This is a genomic window from Streptomyces sp. NPDC043680 (assembly GCF_056436685.1).
The window spans coordinates 544203-561800 of record NZ_JBWKCE010000001.1; the positions used below are offsets into that span (position 1 = coordinate 544203).

Sequence of the window (17598 nt, forward strand, 5' to 3'; positions counted from 1 at the left end):
GCACCATATCCGCGTCGTCCGGGGCAGGTCAGGCCCTTGGTGATTCCCGCCTGCCGACCCCCTGTCACAGGTGGCCGGAAACCCGGGCAACCGGGACCGGGGCCCCGATCACTTCAAGCCACATTGCAAAGAACCTTGACACGCGGATTGGTCTGGACCAACTTGGGGCGCACCGATCTGCGGGGATCCCCCACATGCTCCTCAACACCCCCGTTGCACCACCCCCTTCGCATTCCTTCCTCCCCCCACGGAGCCCACGTGAACCGCATACGCTCCCTCGCCCTCATCGGCGCGGCCGCCCTCACCGCCGGAGGCCTGACCGCCCTCGCCACCGGCACCGCCCAGGCCGCCGACGTCAACGTCGCCCGCAACGGAGGCTTCGAGTCCGGCCTCGCCGACTGGACCTGCACCTCGGGCAGCGGCGCCGCCGTCCCCTCGCCCGTCCACACCGGTTCCGGCGCGCTCAAGGCCACCCCGGCGGGCCAGGACAACGCGCTGTGCAGCCAGACCGTCACCGTCAAGCCGAACTCCACGTACACGCTGAGCGCGCAGGTCCAGGGCTCGTACGTGTACCTCGGCGCGACCGGGACCGGCACCCAGGACGTGTCCACCTGGACCCCCGGCTCGGGCGGCGGCTGGCAGAAGCTCTCCACCACCTTCACCACCGGCCCCGGCACCACGAAGGTCACCGTCTGGACGCACGGCTGGTACGGCCAGCCCGCTTACTTCGCCGACGAGTTCAGCGTCTTCGGCCCGGACGGCGGCGGCACCGACCCCGGCCCGTCCGTCCCCGGCGCCCCGGCGCAGCCCGCCGTTTCCGGCCAGAGCGCCGACGGGCTCACGCTTTCGTGGAACGCGGTCGGCGGGGCCACCGGTTATCACGTGTACCAGGACGGCGTCCGCGTCCGGACGGTCTCCGCCTCCCCCGCCCAGATCACCGGGCTCGCCGCCGCCACCTCGTACTCCTTCCAGGTGAGCGCGTACAACGCGGCGGGCGAGGGCCCCAAGTCGTCGGCGGTGACCGGCACCACGACCGGTGGCGGAAGCCCCCACCCGAACCCGTCGGTGCCCAAGCACGCCCTGACGGGCTACTGGCAGAACTTCAACAACGGCGCGACGGTCCAGAAGATCTCCGACGTCCCGTCCCAGTACGACATCATCGCCGTCTCCTTCGCCGACGCCACCGCCACGCCCGGGGCCATCTCCTTCACCCTCGACTCGGCGGGCCTGGGCGGCTACACGGTGGCGCAGTTCAAAGCCGACATCGCCGCGAAGAAGGCGGCCGGCGCCTCGGTGATCCTCTCCGTCGGCGGCGAGAAGGGCACCATCTCGGTGAACGACTCGGCCTCCGCGGCCAACCTGGCGAACTCGGCGTACGCGCTGATGCAGGAGTACGGCTTCAGCGGGATCGACATCGACCTGGAGAACGGCCTCAACCCCACCTACATGACGCAGGCGCTGCGCGCGCTGTCCGCGAAGGCGGGGCCCTCCCTGGTCATCACGATGGCCCCGCAGACCATCGACATGCAGTCGACGGCGGGCGGCTACTTCAAGACGGCGCTGAACATCAAGGACATCCTCACCGTCGTCAACATGCAGTACTACAACAGCGGCTCGATGAACGGCTGCGACGGCAAGGTCTACTCCCAGGGCTCGGTCGACTTCCTCACCGCGCTGGCCTGCATCCAGCTGGAGGGCGGCCTCGACCCCTCGCAGGTGGGCATCGGCGTCCCGGCCTCGCCGAGCGGCGCGGGCAGCGGGTACGTCTCGCCGACCGTCGTCAACAACGCGCTGGACTGCCTGGCCCGGGGCACGAACTGCGGTTCCTTCAAGCCCTCGAAGACCTACCCGGGGCTGCGCGGGGCGATGACCTGGTCGACCAACTGGGACGCCAAGGCGGGTGGTGCTTGGTCCAACGCGGTGGGTCCGAAGGTCCACGGCCTCCCCTAGGCGGTACCTGTGGGGTGGCCGTACGGCAGACCGGCCGCGTGTCTGATAAGTGCACGGCGGGTCTTGACCCGAACATGCCACAAGAGCACGCTGTGCGCGTCCGCACGGCTACCCCCACACTCCCACCCAGGAGAACGCATGCGGCTCCACACCCGACACAGGGCCGCCGTCACGGCGGCCCTGCTCGCTCTCGCGCTCGGCGCACCCGCCTACGGCATGAGCGCGACGGCGGCCCCACCGCCCACACCGTCCACCGCCACCCAGGACGAGGCGATCGCCCAGTACGAGATCCAGGGCCCGTCCACCGCCGCCGAGCGCACGGCCCTGCTCCGCACGGGCGTCTCGATCGACGAGGTCGACGCCCGCTCGGTCGTCGTCAGCGCCGACCCGCTCCAGGCCAAGACCCTGCGGGCGCTCGGCTACACGTTGGTCGCCCTGCCCGGGCCGCCGGACCGCTCCGAGCGCGGCGTGGCGGCGAGCCCGATGGACTTCCCGTCCAAGGACTCGCTCTACCACAACTACGCCGAGGCGAACGCCGAGATCGACCAGCGCATCGCCCAGTACCCCTCGATCATGAGCAAGAAGGTGATCGGGAAGTCGTACCAGGGCCGGGACATCATCGCGATCAAGATCAGCGACAACGTCGCCACCGACGAGAACGAGCCCGAGGTGCTCTTCACGCACCACCAGCACGCCCGGGAGCACCTGACCGTCGAGATGGCGCTCTACCTGCTCAAGGAGTTCGGCTCCAAGTACGGCACCGACGCGCGGGTCACCAACATGGTCAACGCGCGCGAGATCTGGATCGTGCCGGACGTCAACCCGGACGGCGGCGAGTACGACATCGCCACCGGCTCGTACCGCTCGTGGCGCAAGAACCGGCAGCCCAATTCCGGCTCCTCGTACGTCGGCACCGACCAGAACCGGAACTGGAACTACAAGTGGGGCTGCTGCGGCGGATCCAGCAGCAGCAAGAGCTCCGAGACCTACCGGGGCGCGGCCGCCGAGTCGGCCCCCGAGGTGAAGGTGGTCGCGGACTTCGTCCGCAGCCGCGTGGTCGGCGGCAAGCAGCAGATCACCGCCGCCATCGACTTCCACACGTACAGCGAGCTGGTGCTGTGGCCGTTCGGGTGGACGTACAACGACACGGCTCCGGGCCTGACCGCCGACGACCTCGCCGTGTACAAGACCATCGGCACGAGCATGGCGCGCAGCAACGGCTACACGCCGGAGCAGTCGAGCGACCTGTACATCACGGACGGGACGATCGACGACTGGCTGTGGGGCAACCAGAAGATCTTCGCCTACACCTTCGAGATGTACCCGTCCGACACCGGCGGCGGGGGCGGCTTCTACCCGCCCGACGAGGTGATCGACCGCGAGACGGCGCGCAACCGGGACGCGGTGCTCCAGCTGTTGGAGAACGCGGACTGCATGTACCGCTCGATCGGCAAGCAGGCGCAGTACTGCGTCTAGGAGTCCGGGCCGGGTGAACGAGGGGCGCTCTCCCACCGGGAGGGCGCCCCTGCGGTCATCCCAGCACGGCCAGCGCGTCGATCTCGACGAGCAGCCCGGCGGGCAGGCCGACGTACACGGTGGTGCGGGCGGCCGGGGCCTGCTTCAGGCCCTGCGCGTCGAAGTAGGCGTCGTAGAGCTCGTTCATCTCGGCGAAGTGGCCGGTGTCGGTGAGGTAGACCCGGATCATCACGACGTCGTCCCAGCCCGCCCCGCCGGCCTCCAGGACGGCCCGGACGTTCTCCAGGGTCTGGAGGGTCTGCTCGCGCAGGGTCGGGCCGGCCGGGGTCGGGGGCTGCCCCTCGACATGCGGGAGGAAGCCGACCTGGCCGGCGACCTGGAGGATGTTCCCCTTGCGCACGCCGTGCGAGAAGCGCGCCGGCGGGGGGTTGTGGGTGGCGGGAAGGACGGCGGTCTTCTCAGTCACGCGGGGCCTCTTCTTCGGGTGCGGAGCCGGAGTACTCCCGGCTGACGGTGTCGGCGGTGCGCAGGACCAGGGGCAGCAGTCCGAGCAGCTCCTCGGCGCCGGCGACCACCGCGGGGGCGGAGACCGACAGCGCGGCCACGGCCCGCCCGCCGGGACCGCGCACGGGCGCGGCCACACAGTTGACGGACTCCTCGTGGCCGCCGAGGTCGGCGGCCCAACCCTGCTCCCGTACGAGTGCCAGCTCGCGCAGGAACGCGGCCGCATCGGGGGTCGAGCGAGGGGTGTACGCGGGGTACTCGATCCGCGCCGCGAGGCCCTCCCGCTCCGCCTCGGGGAGGTCGGCGAGCAGGACCTTGGCCACGGCGGCGACGGTGAGCGCGACCGGCCTGCCGATGCGGGAGTACATCCGGACCGGACGGCGGCTGTCGACCTTGTCGACGTAGAGCACCTCGTCGTCCTGGTGCAGGGCGAGGTGGACCGTGTGCCCGGTGGCCCGAGCCAGCTCGACGAGGTGCGGGTGGGCGATCCCGCGGACGTCGAGGCCCTCCACGGCCTCGGCGGCCAGCTCGAAGAGCCGGGCCCCCAGCCGGTAGCGGCCGTCGGCCTGCCGGTAGGCGAAACCGTGCGCGTCCAGGGTGCGCAGCAGCCGCAGGGCCGTGCTCTTGTGCACGCCGAGCTCGTCGGCGACGTCCCCCAGGGACGCGGGTCCGCCGGCCAGTGCGGGGAGGATCCGCAGCGCCCGCTCCACCGACTGACTCACGCCGTGTCCCTCCTGCGTCCCTTCGGGGGGCCTCCCGGGCCGGTGCGGCGCGATGTTGACCCGCCGTCACGCGGGATGTTAGACAGCCAGCGGCACAACCTGCAACGACCGTTGCGTACCACGCAACGCAAGGAGGACCTGGCATGGGCAGCGATGCAGTCCGGCGGCTCGCCGACGAACCGGTCGACCACCGTTTCAAAGGCCTGCCCCCGGACGCCGAACGCGCCCGCCTGACCGTCGGGCAGCTGGCCGCCGAACGCCGCGACCTCTACACCGGCGGTTTCACCACCCCCGTGCTGACCCTCGACGCCGAGGCGCTGGAGCACAACCTCACCGCCCTCGGCGCGTACGCCGCCCGCCACTCCCTCGCCTTCGCCCCGCACGGCAAGACCTGCATGGCGCCCCAGCTGTTCCGGCGCCAGCTCGACCACGGCGCCTGGGGCATCACCGCCGCCGTCCCCCACCAGGCCCGGGTCTACCGCGCCTTCGGCATCCAGCGGATCTTCCTGGCGAACGAGCTCGTCGACCCCGTCGCGCTGCGCTGGGTCGCCGACGAGCTCGCCGCCGACCCGGACTTCCGGTTCGTCTGCTACGTCGACTCCGTACGCGGCGCCGAGCTCATGGACCGGGCCCTGCGGGAGCACACCGGGCCCGCCGGGCGCCGCGTGGACGTCGTCGTCGAACTGGGCGCCGGCGAGGGCGCCCGCACCGGTGCGCGGACCGAGGACGATTGCCGGGCCGTCGCCGACGCCGTCGCCGCGACCACCACCCTGCGCCTCGTCGGCGTCGCCGGGTACGAGGCGGAGGTCCCCGACGCCGACCCGGACGGCGTCCACGCCTACCTGCGCCGGCTCACCGCGCTGGCCGTCGAGTTCGACAAGGCCGGGCGGTTCGGCGCCGGCGTCGACGAGATCGTCGTCAGCGCGGGCGGCTCCTCCTGGTTCGACGCCGTCGCCGACGTGTTCGGGGAACTGCCCGAGCTGTCCCGGCCCGTCCTGCGGCTGCTGCGCTCCGGGGCGTACGTCTCCCACGACCACGGCTGGTACACGCGCCTGACCCCCTTCAACCGGGTCCCCGAGGAGGGCGGCCTGCGCCCCGCCTTCCGCCTGTGGACCCAGGTGGTCTCGCGCCCGACCGCCACCCAGGCCTTCGTCAACGCCGGCAAGCGCGACGTCGCCTACGACCTGGGCCTGCCCGAGGCCGAGCTGGTCCGCGACCCGCTCACCGGCGCCGAGCTTCCCGCCACCGGCATCCGCGTGGTCAAGCTGTCCGACCAGCACGCCTGGCTGGAGACCGACTCCGCGGACGGTGTCCGGGTCGGGGACTGGGTGGCGCTCGGCATGTCCCACCCGTGCACCATCTTCGAGAAGTGGCCGCTGATCCCGGTGGTGGAGGCCGACGGCACGGTCACCGACTACGTGCGCACCTTCTTCTAGCCGCCGCCGTGGACCTGGTGATCCGGGGGGCCCGGGTCGTCGACGGCACGGGCGGCCCCTCGTACACCGCCGACGTCGCGGTGCACGAGGGCCGGATCGCCGGGATCGGCCGGATCCGGTCCGGGGGGCGGCGGACCCTGGACGCGTACGGCCTCGCCCTCGCCCCGGGCTTCACCGACATGCACGCCCACAGCGACCTCGCCCTGCTGCGCGACCCGGACCACAGCGCGAAGGCCGCCCAGGGCGTGACCCTGGAGGTGCTCGGCCAGGACGGGCTCTCGTACGCGCCCGTGGACGAGCGCACCCTGGCCGAGGTGCGGGCTGCCATCACCGGCTGGAACGGCCCCGGCGACGACGTGGACTTCGACTGGCGCACCGTCGGCGGATACCTGGACCGGCTCGACCGCACGGGCATCGCCGTCAACGCCGCCTACCTCGTGCCCCAGGGCACCGTCCGCGCGTACGTCCTGGGCTGGAAGGACCGGCCCGCCACGTCGGCGGAGCTCGACCGGATGCGGACGCTGGTCGCCGAGGGCCTCGCGCAGGGCGCCGTCGGGATGTCCTCGGGGCTCACCTACACCCCCGGCATGTACGCGCAGGGTGCCGAGCTGGCCGCGCTGTGCCGCGTCGTGGCGGCGTACGGCGGCTACTACTGCCCGCACCACCGCTCGTACGGGCACCGCGCGCTCGACGCCTATGCGGAGGTGGTCGCCCTGGCCCGGGAGGCCGGCTGCGCGCTGCACCTGGCCCACGCCACCCTGAACTTCGCCGAGAACCGGGGCCGGGCGCCCGAGCTGCTCGCGCTGCTGGACGCGGCGCTCGCCGAGGGCTGCGACATCACCCTCGACAGCTATCCGTACACGCCCGGCTGCACCACCCTCGCGGCACTGCTGCCGAGTTGGGCCGGCGAGGGCGGCCCCGAGGCGGTGCTCGCCCGGCTGCGCGACGACGCCGGGGCGGAGCGGATCCGCCACGCGCTGGAGGTGACCGGCTCCGACGGCTGCCACGGGGTGCCCGTCGACTGGTCGACGATCGAGGTCTCGGGCGTCACCGATCCGGCGCTCGCCGCGTACGTCGGCACGCGCCTGCCCGACTGGGACACCGCCCGGCGGCTGCTGCTGCGGGACCGGCTCGGGCCGACGGTCCTGCAGCACGTCGGACACGAGGAGAACGTCCGGGCGATCATGCGGCACCGGGTCCACACCGGCGGTTCCGACGGCATCCTCCAGGGCGCGAAGCCGCACCCGAGGGCGTACGGAACCTTCCCGCACTACCTCGGCCACTACGTGCGCGAGCTGGGCGTGCTGTCGCTGGAGGAATGCGTGGCGCACCTGGCCGGGCGCCCGGCGGCCCGGCTGCGCCTGCCCGACCGGGGGCTGGTCCGCCCGGGCCACCGCGCCGACCTCGTCCTCTTCGATCCGCGGACGGTCGCAGCCGGGTCTACGTACGACGAGCCCCGCGCCCTGCCGACGGGCATCCCGCACGTCCTGATCGACGGGCGGTTCGTGGTGCGGGAGGGCCGCAGGACGGACGTCCTGGCCGGGCGGGCGGTCCGCCGCCCGCCCTTCCGGGGGCGCTGACCGGCCCGAAGTGCGTTCTTGGGGCCGCCGCCGGAGGATGGGGGGGACCGGGGGGCACTTCGAGGAGGTACCCGATGGAAAGTGAATCGGACCAGCAGCCCACTGCCGACCGTCCCACGAAGCTGTGGACGGGCGGTGAGCGGCCTTACGACCCCGAGGACCTCGTCATGGCGACGGGCGCCGACCCGACTCCGGAGCGGGTCGAGAAGGCCCGGCGGCTGATCGAGAAGGAGGGTCCGACGGTCATCGAGCGCTACCTGCCCTAGGGACACGACCCCAGGGCGGGCCGCAGCGCCGCGGTGGCTGCTGGTGGGCCCCGGTCCGGGGCAGCGCGCGCCCGGGCCGGGGCCCGACTGTGCGCCGGGGCGACCGCATCCAGAGGGGTGCAGGATCGTTAAGCCTGGCGGGGGTCGTTACTCGGAGGCAGCATGCAGACGGTCACCATCGACTGGGACCACCCCGCCGACCCGAAGCCGGTCCGCGAGCGGGAGCACGTACGCGACTACGTCACGACCGGCGGCCTCGACGGGCACCTGTGGCACGGGGTCCCGACGCTCCTGCTCACCACCGTCCACCGCGCCACCGGGCGCACCGTGCGGACCCCGCTGATCTACGCGGAGGACGGCGGCCGCCACCTGGTGGTGGCAGCGGGCTGGGGCGCGTCGGACCACCCGGCCTGGTACCGCAACCTCACCGCCCACCCGGAGGTGCGCCTCCAGGTCGGCCCGGCCGCCTTCCAGGCCACGGCGCGCACGGCGTGCCCGGTGGAGCGGGACGCGTACTGGCCGGCGATGACGGCCCTGTGGCCGCTCTTCGACGACTACCAGGCGGCGGCCGCACCCCGCGAGCTCCCGCTGGTGATCATCGAGTCCCTGTCGTAGACGGTCACCGCCACGCCCCGCGCACACAGCGCCCCGGTGATCAGCGGCTCGATCCGCGGCCAAGTGCCGCCCGCGAGTCCGCAGCCGATCGGGGGCATGTGGACGGACGCCCCGAGCCCGACCGCATGCCCTCCCAGCACTTCGAGGCAGCGCGCTGACAGAGCAGGCACGTGACGAGCGCAACACCCGCCGTGCTTCCCCCGGATCGCGCTCACCCATTCCGCAGGCCGCAGCGGGGTGCGGCCGCTTTTTCCAAGGGGGAGGCCGTACGCCACCCGCCCATCACGCGAAACGGGGCATATCCCTCCTCCACTCCTGGCCGCAATACCGCAGCGGGCGCGCCGCCGGGCCCGTAAGCTCCCGTCATGCAGGTGATCCAGTCAACGAAACTCGCCAATGTCTGCTACGAGATCCGCGGCCCCGTCCTCGAAGAGGCCATGCGGCTCGAAGCAGCAGGTCATCGCATCCTCAAGCTCAACACCGGCAACCCCGCGGCCTTCGGCTTCGAGTGCCCGCCCGAGATCCTTGAGGACATGCTCCGCAACCTGAGCAACGCCCACGGGTACGGAGACGCGAAGGGGCTGCTCTCCGCGCGCCGCGCGGTCATGCAGCACTACCAGACCAAGGGCATCGACCTGGACGTCGAGGACATCTACCTCGGCAACGGCGTCTCCGAGCTGATCCAGATGTCGATGCAGGCCCTGCTGGACGACGGCGACGAAGTGCTCGTGCCCGCGCCCGACTACCCGCTCTGGACCGCCTCCGTCTCCCTCGCGGGCGGCACCGCCGTGCACTACCGCTGCGACGAGCAGTCCGACTGGATGCCCGACCTCGGCGACATCGAGCGCAAGGTCACCGACCGCACCCGCGCCATCGTGATCATCAACCCGAACAACCCGACCGGTGCCGTCTACGACGACGCGATGCTGCGCGGGCTCACGGACATCGCGCGCCGCCACAACCTGATCGTCTGCTCGGACGAGATCTACGACCGGATCCTCTACGACGGTGCCACGCACACGAACACCGCCGCGATCGCGCCGGACCTGCTGACCCTCACCTTCAACGGGCTGTCCAAGAACTACCGCGTCGCCGGCTACCGGGCCGGCTGGATGGCGGTCTGCGGCCCCAAGAAGCACGCCGCCTCCTACATCGAGGGCCTGACGATCCTGGCGAACATGCGGCTGTGCGCCAACATGCCCTCGCAGCACGCCGTCGCCACCGCCCTCGGCGGGCGCCAGTCGATCGAGGACCTGGTGCTCCCCGGCGGACGGCTGCTGGAGCAGCGCGACACGGCGTACGACCTGCTGACGCAGATCCCCGGCATCACGTGCGTGAAGCCCAAGGGCGCGCTGTACCTGTTCCCGAAGCTCGATCCGACCGTCTACAAGATCAAGGACGATCGGCAGATGGTCCTCGACCTGCTCCGGGCCGAGAAGATCATGGTCGTGCACGGTACGGGCTTCAACTGGCCCGAGCCCGACCACTTCCGCATCGTGACGCTGCCGAACGCCAAGGACCTGGGCGACGCGGTGATCCGGATCGGCAAGTTCCTCGACGGATACGGCCAGCCGTAACCGGTCGGATCCGGTCGGACCCGGCCGGATCCGTATCAGTGCCGGATCGAGCACAACTTTAGAACCAATCCAATGTAGGATGGCCTCCTGACCACGCAGGAGGCCTCCTCATGTACGAGCCGATCCGTACCAAGTCGGTCGTCCACCGAGTGGGCGGCCGTCACACCGACAGCCACACCGGCTATCCGCACAGCAGCCGCGCCGAAGCGCTCGACTCCCAGCTCGCCGGACACCTGGCGGCCCTGCTCGCCGTCACCGACGAGCTCGGGCTCGACGGCGAGGCCGCCCGCATCGCCGCCCAGGTGACGCGGCTGCGCGGCGGAGCCGAGCCCGCACGCGCCCCGAAGGCTCCCGCAGAGGAGCTCCCCGCGCTCCACCGCAAGGCCCATGACCTGGCCGGCCGCGCCCTGGTCGTCGCCGCGTCCCGCGCCGACACCACCGTCGCCATCCTCGCCGCCCAGCGCATGGACGCCCACGCCGCCGCCCTGGCCTCCACGGACCTGGCCGGCGCCCTCTGACGGCCCCGGTCCGGGGCCGCGGAGGCTCCGGACCGGGTGCCACGCCCGCCCCGCGCTCACGGCACGGGCGTGAACTCCGCCCCCGCGACCCCGCACCACGCCGCGGTGGCGACCGGCCACACCGGGCCGACGGCCTCGCTGTGCTCCTGCGCGCCCGGAGCCACGCCCGGGACCCGCACCAGCGTCTGGGCCGTCCGTGCGCCCGGCGCCGGCTCGGCGGTGTCGCGGAATTCCACCGTGACCACGTACGCGCCGGGCCCCGCGGGGCTGCCCGTCACCTCCATCGCCGCGACCACGCGCCGGCTCGCCGCGTCGATCCGGCACCCCGTGATCCGTACGTCCTCCACCGCGGGCCGCGCCGGCGCCGGGGCCGGCTCGGCGCTGGCCCACACGTACAGGCCCAACGGGGCGAACACCAGCATTCCGGCCAGGACCACGAGGCCGACCAGCCAGCCCTGCCACTTCAATGCGCTCACGCCCATGGCACGATCCTCCCGGCCTGCCGCCCCGCCTGCCAGCACCGTTCGACCCACACAGCATTTCGAAGTGGGACCGCCTGGACACCGGACGTTCGTGCAACTTCGCGCGGAAGTGGGTTTCCGTGAACCGCCGGCGAGGACCGCACCCGGCAACAGCTGACCGGGGAGAGCGCCACCTGGAGCAGCGGCTGGCGCTGCTGTACGAGGGGGCGGAACGCGTGACGGCGGGCCTCCTGACAAGGGAGGCCCGCCGTCAGCAGGCGCACACGACCTGTCTGCAGGAGCCCGAGGGCTACTGACAGACGCGACAGGTGGTCGGTGCAGCGGTGGGAACCGCTTGGTCGGGGGCTCCCACATCCATGCGCCCTTTACGGGCGGGCTCGTTCGGGCTCGTTCAGCCCAGGCGCTCGACGAGCGCGTGGTACTGCTCCCACAGCTCCTTGGGGGTGTGGTCGCCGTAGGTGTTCAGGTGCTCGGGGACCAGGGCGGCCTCCTCGCGCCAGACCTCCTTGTCCACGGTGAGGAGGAAGTCCAGGTCCTCGGCCGGGAGATCCAGGCCGTCGAGGTCGAGCGAGTCCTTGGTCGGCAGGATGCCGATGGGGGTCTCGACACCCTCGGCGGTGCCGTCGAGGCGCTCGACGATCCACTTCAGGACGCGGCTGTTCTCGCCGAAGCCGGGCCACACGAACTTGCCCGCGTCGTTCTTGCGGAACCAGTTCACGTAGTAGATCTTCGGGAGCTTCGCGGCGTCCGCGGAGGCGCCCACCTTGATCCAGTGGGCCATGTAGTCGCCCATGTTGTAGCCGCAGAACGGCAGCATGGCGAACGGGTCGCGGCGCAGCTCGCCGACCTTGCCCTCGGCGGCGGCGGTCTTCTCGGAGGCGATGTTCGAACCGATGAAGACGCCGTGGTTCCAGTCGAAGGACTCGGTGACCAGCGGCACGGCGGAGGCGCGGCGGCCGCCGAAGAGGATCGCGGAGATCGGGACGCCCTTGGGGTCCTCCCACTCGGGGGCGATCGTCGGGCACTGGGAGGCCGGGACGGCGAAGCGGGCGTTCGGGTGGGCCGCCGGGGTCTCGGACTCCGGGGTCCAGTCGTTGCCCTTCCAGTCGGTGAGGTGGGCGGGAGTCTCCTCCGTCATGCCCTCCCACCAGACGTCGCCGTCATCGGTGAGCGCGACGTTGGTGAAGACGGTGTTCGCGTACATCGTCTTCATGGCGTTGGCGTTGGTGTGCTCGCCGGTGCCGGGCGCGACGCCGAAGAAGCCGGCCTCGGGGTTGATCGCGTAGAGGCGGCCGTCCTCACCGAAGCGCATCCAGGCGATGTCGTCGCCGATGGTCTCGACCGTCCAGCCGGGGATCGTGGGCTCCAGCATGGCGAGGTTGGTCTTGCCACAGGCACTCGGGAACGCGGCCGCGACGTACTTGGCCTCACCCTGCGGCGGGGTGAGCTTGAGGATCAGCATGTGCTCGGCGAGCCAGCCCTCGTCGCGGGCCATGACGGACGCGATGCGCAGTGCGTAGCACTTCTTGCCGAGCAGGGCGTTGCCGCCGTAGCCCGAGCCGTACGACCAGATCTCACGGGTCTCGGGGAAGTGCGAGATGTACTTGGTGGTGTTGCACGGCCACGGCACGTCGGCCTCGCCCTCGGCGAGCGGAGCGCCGAGGGTGTGGACCGCCTTGACGAAGAAGCCGTCGGTGCCGAGCTCGTCGAGGACGGCCTTGCCCATGCGGGTCATGGTGCGCATCGCGACCGCGACGTACGCGGAGTCGGTGATCTCGACGCCGATGGCGGAGAGCTCGGAGCCGAGGGGGCCCATGCAGAAGGGGACGACGTACATCGTCCGGCCCTTCATGGAGCCACGGAAGATGCCACCCTCCTCGCCCTTGCCGGCGAAGATCTCCTTCATCTCGGCCGGGGCCTTCCAGTGGTTGGTCGGGCCCGCGTCCTCCTCCTTCTCGGAGCAGATGAAGGTCCGGTCCTCGACGCGCGCGACGTCGGACGGGTCGGAGGCGGCGTAGTAGGAGTTCGGGCGCTTGGTCTCGTCGAGCTTCTTGAACGTGCCCTTGGCGACGAGCTCCTCGCACAGGCGCTCGTACTCGGCTTCGGAGCCGTCGCACCAGACGACGCGGTCCGGCTGGGTGAGGGCTGCGATCTCGTCCACCCAGGCGGTCAGCGCCTGGTGGTTCGTCGGGACGGAAGTGGGAGCCGCGTTGTCGCGCGCCACGATTGCTCCTTGTTGAGGGGTGTGTTTGGTGTATGCCCCGTGGGGGCTGCGACCCGGACGCTTCGCGCTCCGCTCATCCGGTGCCGACCGCACTCATCTGATCATCCGGTGCATGTGCGCATATGTCCAGGGGGCCTCTCACGTGAGCATCGCCACTCCCGTCAATCTTCCGTAAAGCGCACAACTGAAACCTACGGACCCGTAGGTAGCATGACGTTCATGACTTCTGACGCCGCTGCCGTGCCGGCTGCTCCCGAGGCCAAGCCGCTCCTGCGCGGCTGGCTGCACACCGGGATGTTCCCGGCCGTGGTCGTGGCGGGCCTCGTGTTGATGGCCGCCACCGACTCGACCCGGGCCAGGGTGGCGTGCGGGGTGTACATCCTCACGGCCTGCTTGTTGTTCGGCATCAGCGCGGTGTACCACCGCGGCACCTGGGGACCGCGGGGCGAGGCCGTCCTGCGGCGGCTCGACCATGCCAACATCTTTCTGATCATCGCCGGGACGTATACCCCGCTGACCGTCCTCCTGCTCCCGCCCTCCACCGGACGGACGCTGCTGTGGGCGGTCTGGATCGCGGCGGCGGCCGGGATCGCCTTCCGCGTCTTCTGGGTCGGCGCCCCGCGCTGGCTCTACACCCCGTGCTACATAGCGATGGGCTGGGCGGCGGTCTTCTTCCTGCCCGACTTCATGCGGGCCGGCGGCATCGCCGTCCTGGTCCTGGTGATCGTGGGCGGCCTGCTCTACAGCGCGGGCGGCGTCATCTACGGCCTCAAGCGCCCCAATCCCTCCCCGCGTTTCTTCGGCTTCCACGAGGTCTTCCACTCGCTGACGCTGGCCGCCTTCGTGGCCCACTACGTGGGCATCTCCCTGGCCGCCTACGGGCGCTAGGGCCGGCCCGGTCCGCCGGGGCGCAAACGGGGCCGGCCCCGGCGCAATCGGCGACGGGACCGGCCCGGCGGGGCTGTGGCTGCTTCAGTCGCGGACCGAGCCCACCTGCTGCGCCAGTTCGGCCGGGTCCGTCGTGGGCCGCGCACAGACGAAGTGGCGGCACACGTACGCCGTGGCACGACCGTCCACGAGCGTGCGCCCGGCCAGCAGGGGGAACTCGGCCTCGTCCGGCCGGGCGGCCTCCGGCTGCGGCACACCGGCCGCCACCACGGCCCCGGGAGCGGTTCCCAGCAGCGCCGTCCGGTGGAGCTGCGCCGTCGCCGGATCCTCCGGGTCACCGGCCACGGCCACCTCGCGCGGACCGTCCAGCAGGGCCTCGGCGACCGCCAGTCCGTGCCCGATGAAGCGCGGGACGCGCGGACCCAGCGCGTGCACCACCCCGAGCGCCCGCTCGGCCGCCGTGCGGTGCGCCTGTGAGCCGGTGTGCGCCGCGTACGAGAGCAGCGCGCCGGCTGCGGCCGTCCAGCCGGACGGGGCCGCCGTGTCGGTGGGGTCCTGCGGGCGGCGGATCAGCGGCTCGGCGTCATGGGCGGTGTCGTAGAGCGACCCGTCCTCGGCGGTGAACCGGTCCAGCACCAGGTCGAGGAGGAATCCCGCGAACTCCAGCCACACCCCCTCGCCGGTGACCGACGCCAGCGCGAGGAAGCCCTCCGCCACGTCCCCGTAGTCCTCCAGCACCCCGGCGTTCGCGCCGACATGCCCGTCCTTGCTGGTCCGGGCGAGCCGGGCCCGGCCGGCCGCCGCGTCGAAGTGGACCCGCACCAGCAGATCGGCGGCCTCGGTGGCCCGCTCGACCAGGTCCGGCCGGTCGAAGTACGCCCCGCACTCGGCCAGGGCGGCGATCGCCAGCCCGTTCCACGCGGCGACGACCTTGTCGTCCCGCCCGGGCGCGGGCCGCTCGGCGCGGGCCCGCAGCAGCCGCTCCCGGATGCCGGCGATCCGCTCGGCCTCCACGGCGGGTCCGTCCTGCGGCAGCCGGAGCACGGACGTGCCGTGCTCGAAGGTGCCCTCCTGCGTCACCCCGAAGTACGCGGCGGCCAGGGCCCCGTCCTCCTCCCCGAGCACCTCGGTCAGCTGCTGCGGCGTCCAGGCGTAGTACGCGCCCTCCACGTGCTTGCCACTCGCCGGGTCCTCGCTGTCCGCGTCGAGCGCCGAGGCGAAGCCGCCCTCGGCGGTGCGCAGCTCCCGGACCATGAAGTCGGCGGTCTCCAGCGCGACGCGCCGCGCGAGCTCGCCGAGTGCGTCGTCCCCGCCGCGGGAGGCGGCGCGCCACAGGTGGGCGTAGACCCGGCACAGCAGCGCATTGTCGTAGAGCATCTTCTCGAAGTGCGGAACCACCCACTCCCGGTCCACGGAGTACCGCGCGAACCCGCCGCCGAGCTGGTCGTAGATCCCGCCCCGGGCCATGGCCTCGCAGGTGTCGGCGGCCATCTGCAGCGCCCCCTCCGCCCCGGTGCGGGCGTGGTGGCGCAGCAGGAACTCCAGCACCATGGACGGCGGGAACTTCGGCGCCCCGCCGAACCCGCCGCGCACGGCGTCGTACTCCCGCGTCAGCGCGAGCAGCGCCTGCGCCTGCTCCTGCGGCCCCGGGGCGCCCGCCTTGCCGTAGTCCAGCTGCCGCCCGGCCAGGTCCCGTACGATCCGCTGCGCGACGTCGGACACCTCCTCGCGCCGCCCGGTCCAGGCGGTCCGCACCCCTTCGAGGATCTGCACGAAGGAGGGCATCCCGTGCCGGGGCTCGGGCGGGAAGTAGGTGCCGAAGTAGAAGGGCTCGGCATCGGGGGTGAGGAAGACGGTCATGGGCCAGCCGCCCTGCCCGGTGGCGGCCTGCACGGCCTCCATGTAGACGGCGTCGACGTCGGGGCGTTCCTCGCGGTCCACCTTGATGTTGACGAAGTGCTCGTTCATGGCGGCGGCGGTCAGCTCGTCCTCGAAGGACTCATGGGCCATGACGTGGCACCAGTGGCAGCTGCTGTACCCGACGCTGAGCAGCACCGGCACGTCGCGCTCCCGCGCCTCGGCGAAGGCCTCCGGCGACCAGGGCCACCAGTCGACGGGATTGTCGGCGTGCTGGAGGAGATAGGGCGAGGTCTCGTTCGCGAGGCGGTTCGACATAGGGCCATCCTCGCGCAACCCGCGCGGGCCTGCCTCAGGCTCGGGTGCACACGTGGATCGACATGGCGCCGGACGGGTCCATATGGCGGATGCGCAGCTCGGCGCCATCGGAGGCGGCCTCCAGGCGGTCGAAGACGTCCTGGGCTCCCGGCGGGCAACAGGGCAGCGTGATCCCGAGCTGGTCGTCCACCGTGTCGGGCACCTTCCCGGCGGAGGAGGTGGAGACGTCGGGGTCGGTGAGGTGCCGCGGCCCGGTGAGCACCTGGAGGTCGAGGCGGCCCAGGGCGTTGATCTTGCTCCGGGACCCTACGGGCTCTTCCGGAGCAGCGGCCCCAGCGCCCGCTCCCACTGCGCCCGGACCTCCGGCCAGGCGGGGGCGCAGCCCTGCGCGTCGGCGGCCGGTGCCGGGTGGCGGTCCGGAGCCGCGCCGTACAGGAGGCAGCGGTGGGCGGCCGCGCGGGTCGCGGGCGGGGCGTGCTCGTCGCGACCGGGGCCGGGACCTTCGGCTGCCGCCAGTTCGTAGGCCTCCGCGGCCGTACCGAGCTTCGCCTCTCCGGACGGGCCCTCGCGCAGGAGCATCAGGGCGGCGAAGCGGTCGGCGGCGTCCTCCTCCGCCCGGTCGCCGCCGACCGGCAGGTCGAGCGTGTCGACGAGGGCGTGGCCCGCCTCGTGGTGCACCGTCTCGGCGACCACCGCTTCCACCGCGTCGTCGGCCGGCCGGCGGCCCGCCGCCTCGAAGAGGGCCCGGTCCTCGGCGAGGTCGTCGTAGCAGAGCTCGATGCGCCGGGCCTGCGGGTCGTAGCCCGAGCCCTCCCCGGCGCAGGAGCGGGCCAGGACGGCGACCCGGTACGGGAGGTCGAGGTAGGCGTTCAGCGCGTCCGCGGCCCGCTCCGCCGCCCTGCGCTCCCGCAGGAACCGCGCCTCGGCGCCGTCGGCCGCGGCAGGCGCCTCGTACCGCACCTCGAAGCCCCGCCCGGCCGGGGGCTGCGCGCACCCGGAGCCCGCCGCCACCAGCATCAGCAGCACGGCCGCCGCCCGTACAGGCCTTTCCCCGCCTCGGCCCACCGCCCCACCCCCTCGTAACGTACATATATGCACGCGGCTGCCCGGGAAAGGCTCAACTCCCTCTGAACTAGCTCAGATTCCTCGCGCGGACACGCCTCCCGGCGGACACTTGGCGCACGT

At 72.2% G+C, this 17598-nt stretch carries 17 protein-coding genes; 10 read left to right on the plus strand and 7 right to left on the minus strand.

Annotated features, from left to right (window positions below; all coding sequences use genetic code 11):
* The first annotated feature begins 258 nt into the window (after nucleotides 1-258).
* Together AC0666_RS02505 and AC0666_RS02510 are read left to right on the plus strand one after the other, a co-directional pair.
* Nucleotides 259-1950 (plus strand): chitinase, encoded by a 1692-nt coding sequence (locus AC0666_RS02505; RefSeq protein ID WP_478706940.1) that lies wholly within the window; start codon nucleotides 259-261, stop codon nucleotides 1948-1950.
* Nucleotides 1951-2088: 138 nt separating this feature from the next.
* Entirely contained in the window at nucleotides 2089-3426 is a 1338-nt protein-coding gene (locus AC0666_RS02510; protein ID WP_468963074.1) for a M14 family metallopeptidase, read from the plus strand.
* A gap of 55 nt (nucleotides 3427-3481) precedes the next feature.
* Here the strand turns inward: AC0666_RS02510 and AC0666_RS02515 are convergent, their stop codons facing one another.
* Both AC0666_RS02515 and AC0666_RS02520 read right to left on the minus strand, forming a co-directional pair.
* Nucleotides 3482-3892: a RidA family protein gene (locus AC0666_RS02515; RefSeq protein WP_468582368.1), complete on the minus strand. Its 411-nt coding sequence runs from the start codon at nucleotides 3890-3892 to the stop codon at nucleotides 3482-3484.
* Nucleotides 3885-4652 (minus strand): IclR family transcriptional regulator, encoded by a 768-nt coding sequence (locus AC0666_RS02520; protein ID WP_478706941.1) that lies wholly within the window; start codon nucleotides 4650-4652, stop codon nucleotides 3885-3887. The genes AC0666_RS02515 and AC0666_RS02520 overlap by 8 nt, the downstream gene beginning before the upstream one ends.
* Nucleotides 4653-4795: 143 nt before the next feature.
* Between AC0666_RS02520 and AC0666_RS02525 the strand changes: the two genes are divergently transcribed.
* The 6 genes from AC0666_RS02525 to AC0666_RS02550 all read left to right on the plus strand — a co-directional run bounded on the left by AC0666_RS02525 (nucleotide 4796) and on the right by AC0666_RS02550 (nucleotide 10644).
* Nucleotides 4796-6088, plus strand: a complete 1293-nt coding sequence (locus AC0666_RS02525; protein WP_478706942.1) for an alanine racemase — start codon at nucleotides 4796-4798, stop codon at nucleotides 6086-6088.
* A gap of 8 nt (nucleotides 6089-6096) precedes the next feature.
* A complete protein-coding gene (locus AC0666_RS02530; RefSeq protein WP_478706943.1) occupies nucleotides 6097-7668 on the plus strand; it encodes an N-acyl-D-amino-acid deacylase family protein in 1572 nt (523 codons plus the stop codon).
* A 74-nt stretch (nucleotides 7669-7742) separates the two neighbouring features.
* Nucleotides 7743-7934, plus strand: coding sequence for a hypothetical protein (locus AC0666_RS02535; RefSeq protein ID WP_361712093.1), 192 nt, complete (start codon nucleotides 7743-7745; stop codon nucleotides 7932-7934).
* Between the two features lie 162 nt (nucleotides 7935-8096).
* Complete coding sequence (locus tag AC0666_RS02540) at nucleotides 8097-8549, plus strand: nitroreductase family deazaflavin-dependent oxidoreductase (RefSeq protein WP_468963065.1); 453 nt, start codon at nucleotides 8097-8099, stop codon at nucleotides 8547-8549.
* A 365-nt stretch (nucleotides 8550-8914) separates the two neighbouring features.
* Nucleotides 8915-10126 (plus strand): pyridoxal phosphate-dependent aminotransferase, encoded by a 1212-nt coding sequence (locus AC0666_RS02545; protein ID WP_478706944.1) that lies wholly within the window; start codon nucleotides 8915-8917, stop codon nucleotides 10124-10126.
* A gap of 110 nt (nucleotides 10127-10236) precedes the next feature.
* Nucleotides 10237-10644 carry an SCO4983 family protein gene (locus AC0666_RS02550; protein WP_468582378.1) on the plus strand — a complete coding sequence of 136 codons (408 nt, stop codon included), beginning with the start codon at nucleotides 10237-10239 and terminating at the stop codon, nucleotides 10642-10644.
* A gap of 56 nt (nucleotides 10645-10700) precedes the next feature.
* Here the strand turns inward: AC0666_RS02550 and AC0666_RS02555 are convergent, their stop codons facing one another.
* The gene (locus AC0666_RS02555; protein WP_468963062.1) at nucleotides 10701-11120 is read right to left on the minus strand and encodes a hypothetical protein; all 420 of its coding nucleotides are present in this window, start codon (nucleotides 11118-11120) and stop codon (nucleotides 10701-10703) included.
* Between the two features lie 125 nt (nucleotides 11121-11245).
* Between AC0666_RS02555 and AC0666_RS02560 the strand changes: the two genes are divergently transcribed.
* The gene (locus AC0666_RS02560; RefSeq protein WP_468963061.1) at nucleotides 11246-11422 is read left to right on the plus strand and encodes a hypothetical protein; all 177 of its coding nucleotides are present in this window, start codon (nucleotides 11246-11248) and stop codon (nucleotides 11420-11422) included.
* A gap of 95 nt (nucleotides 11423-11517) precedes the next feature.
* Here AC0666_RS02560 and AC0666_RS02565 read toward each other — a convergent pair whose 3' ends face one another.
* Nucleotides 11518-13350 carry a phosphoenolpyruvate carboxykinase (GTP) gene (locus tag AC0666_RS02565; protein WP_361712099.1) on the minus strand — a complete coding sequence of 611 codons (1833 nt, stop codon included), beginning with the start codon at nucleotides 13348-13350 and terminating at the stop codon, nucleotides 11518-11520.
* 219 nt (nucleotides 13351-13569) lie between these two features.
* Here AC0666_RS02565 and trhA point away from each other — a divergent pair, with 219 nt between their 5' ends.
* Nucleotides 13570-14238 carry a PAQR family membrane homeostasis protein TrhA gene (gene trhA, locus AC0666_RS02570; protein ID WP_468582383.1) on the plus strand — a complete coding sequence of 223 codons (669 nt, stop codon included), beginning with the start codon at nucleotides 13570-13572 and terminating at the stop codon, nucleotides 14236-14238.
* 84 nt (nucleotides 14239-14322) lie between these two features.
* Here the strand turns inward: trhA and AC0666_RS02575 are convergent, their stop codons facing one another.
* The 3 genes from AC0666_RS02575 to AC0666_RS02585 are packed head-to-tail and all read right to left on the minus strand — an operon-like array spanning nucleotide 14323 to nucleotide 17430.
* Nucleotides 14323-16413, minus strand: coding sequence for a thioredoxin domain-containing protein (locus AC0666_RS02575; RefSeq protein WP_478706945.1), 2091 nt, complete (start codon nucleotides 16411-16413; stop codon nucleotides 14323-14325).
* Between the two features lie 34 nt (nucleotides 16414-16447).
* Nucleotides 16448-16762, minus strand: a complete 315-nt coding sequence (locus AC0666_RS02580) for a hypothetical protein (protein WP_468963056.1) — start codon at nucleotides 16760-16762, stop codon at nucleotides 16448-16450.
* Nucleotides 16720-17430, minus strand: a complete 711-nt coding sequence (locus AC0666_RS02585) for a DUF4344 domain-containing metallopeptidase (protein WP_468963512.1) — start codon at nucleotides 17428-17430, stop codon at nucleotides 16720-16722. The genes AC0666_RS02580 and AC0666_RS02585 overlap by 43 nt, the downstream gene beginning before the upstream one ends.
* Nucleotides 17431-17598: the final 168 nt, after the last annotated feature.

Bases quoted from the DNA above. Each gene is read 5' to 3' on its own strand.
- AC0666_RS02510 (WP_468963074.1), top strand. From the start codon at position 2,089: ATGCGGCTCCACACCCGACACAGGGCCGCCGTCACGGCGGCCCTGCTC.
- AC0666_RS02535 (WP_361712093.1), top strand. From the start codon at position 7,743: ATGGAAAGTGAATCGGACCAGCAGCCCACTGCCGACCGTCCCACGAAG.
- AC0666_RS02575 (WP_478706945.1), bottom strand. From the start codon at position 16,413: ATGTCGAACCGCCTCGCGAACGAGACCTCGCCCTATCTCCTCCAGCAC.
- trhA (WP_468582383.1), top strand. From the start codon at position 13,570: ATGACTTCTGACGCCGCTGCCGTGCCGGCTGCTCCCGAGGCCAAGCCG.
- AC0666_RS02540 (WP_468963065.1), top strand. From the start codon at position 8,097: ATGCAGACGGTCACCATCGACTGGGACCACCCCGCCGACCCGAAGCCG.
- AC0666_RS02585 (WP_468963512.1), bottom strand. From the start codon at position 17,430: ATGCTGGTGGCGGCGGGCTCCGGGTGCGCGCAGCCCCCGGCCGGGCGG.
- AC0666_RS02550 (WP_468582378.1), top strand. From the start codon at position 10,237: ATGTACGAGCCGATCCGTACCAAGTCGGTCGTCCACCGAGTGGGCGGC.
- AC0666_RS02545 (WP_478706944.1), top strand. From the start codon at position 8,915: ATGCAGGTGATCCAGTCAACGAAACTCGCCAATGTCTGCTACGAGATC.
- AC0666_RS02525 (WP_478706942.1), top strand. From the start codon at position 4,796: ATGGGCAGCGATGCAGTCCGGCGGCTCGCCGACGAACCGGTCGACCAC.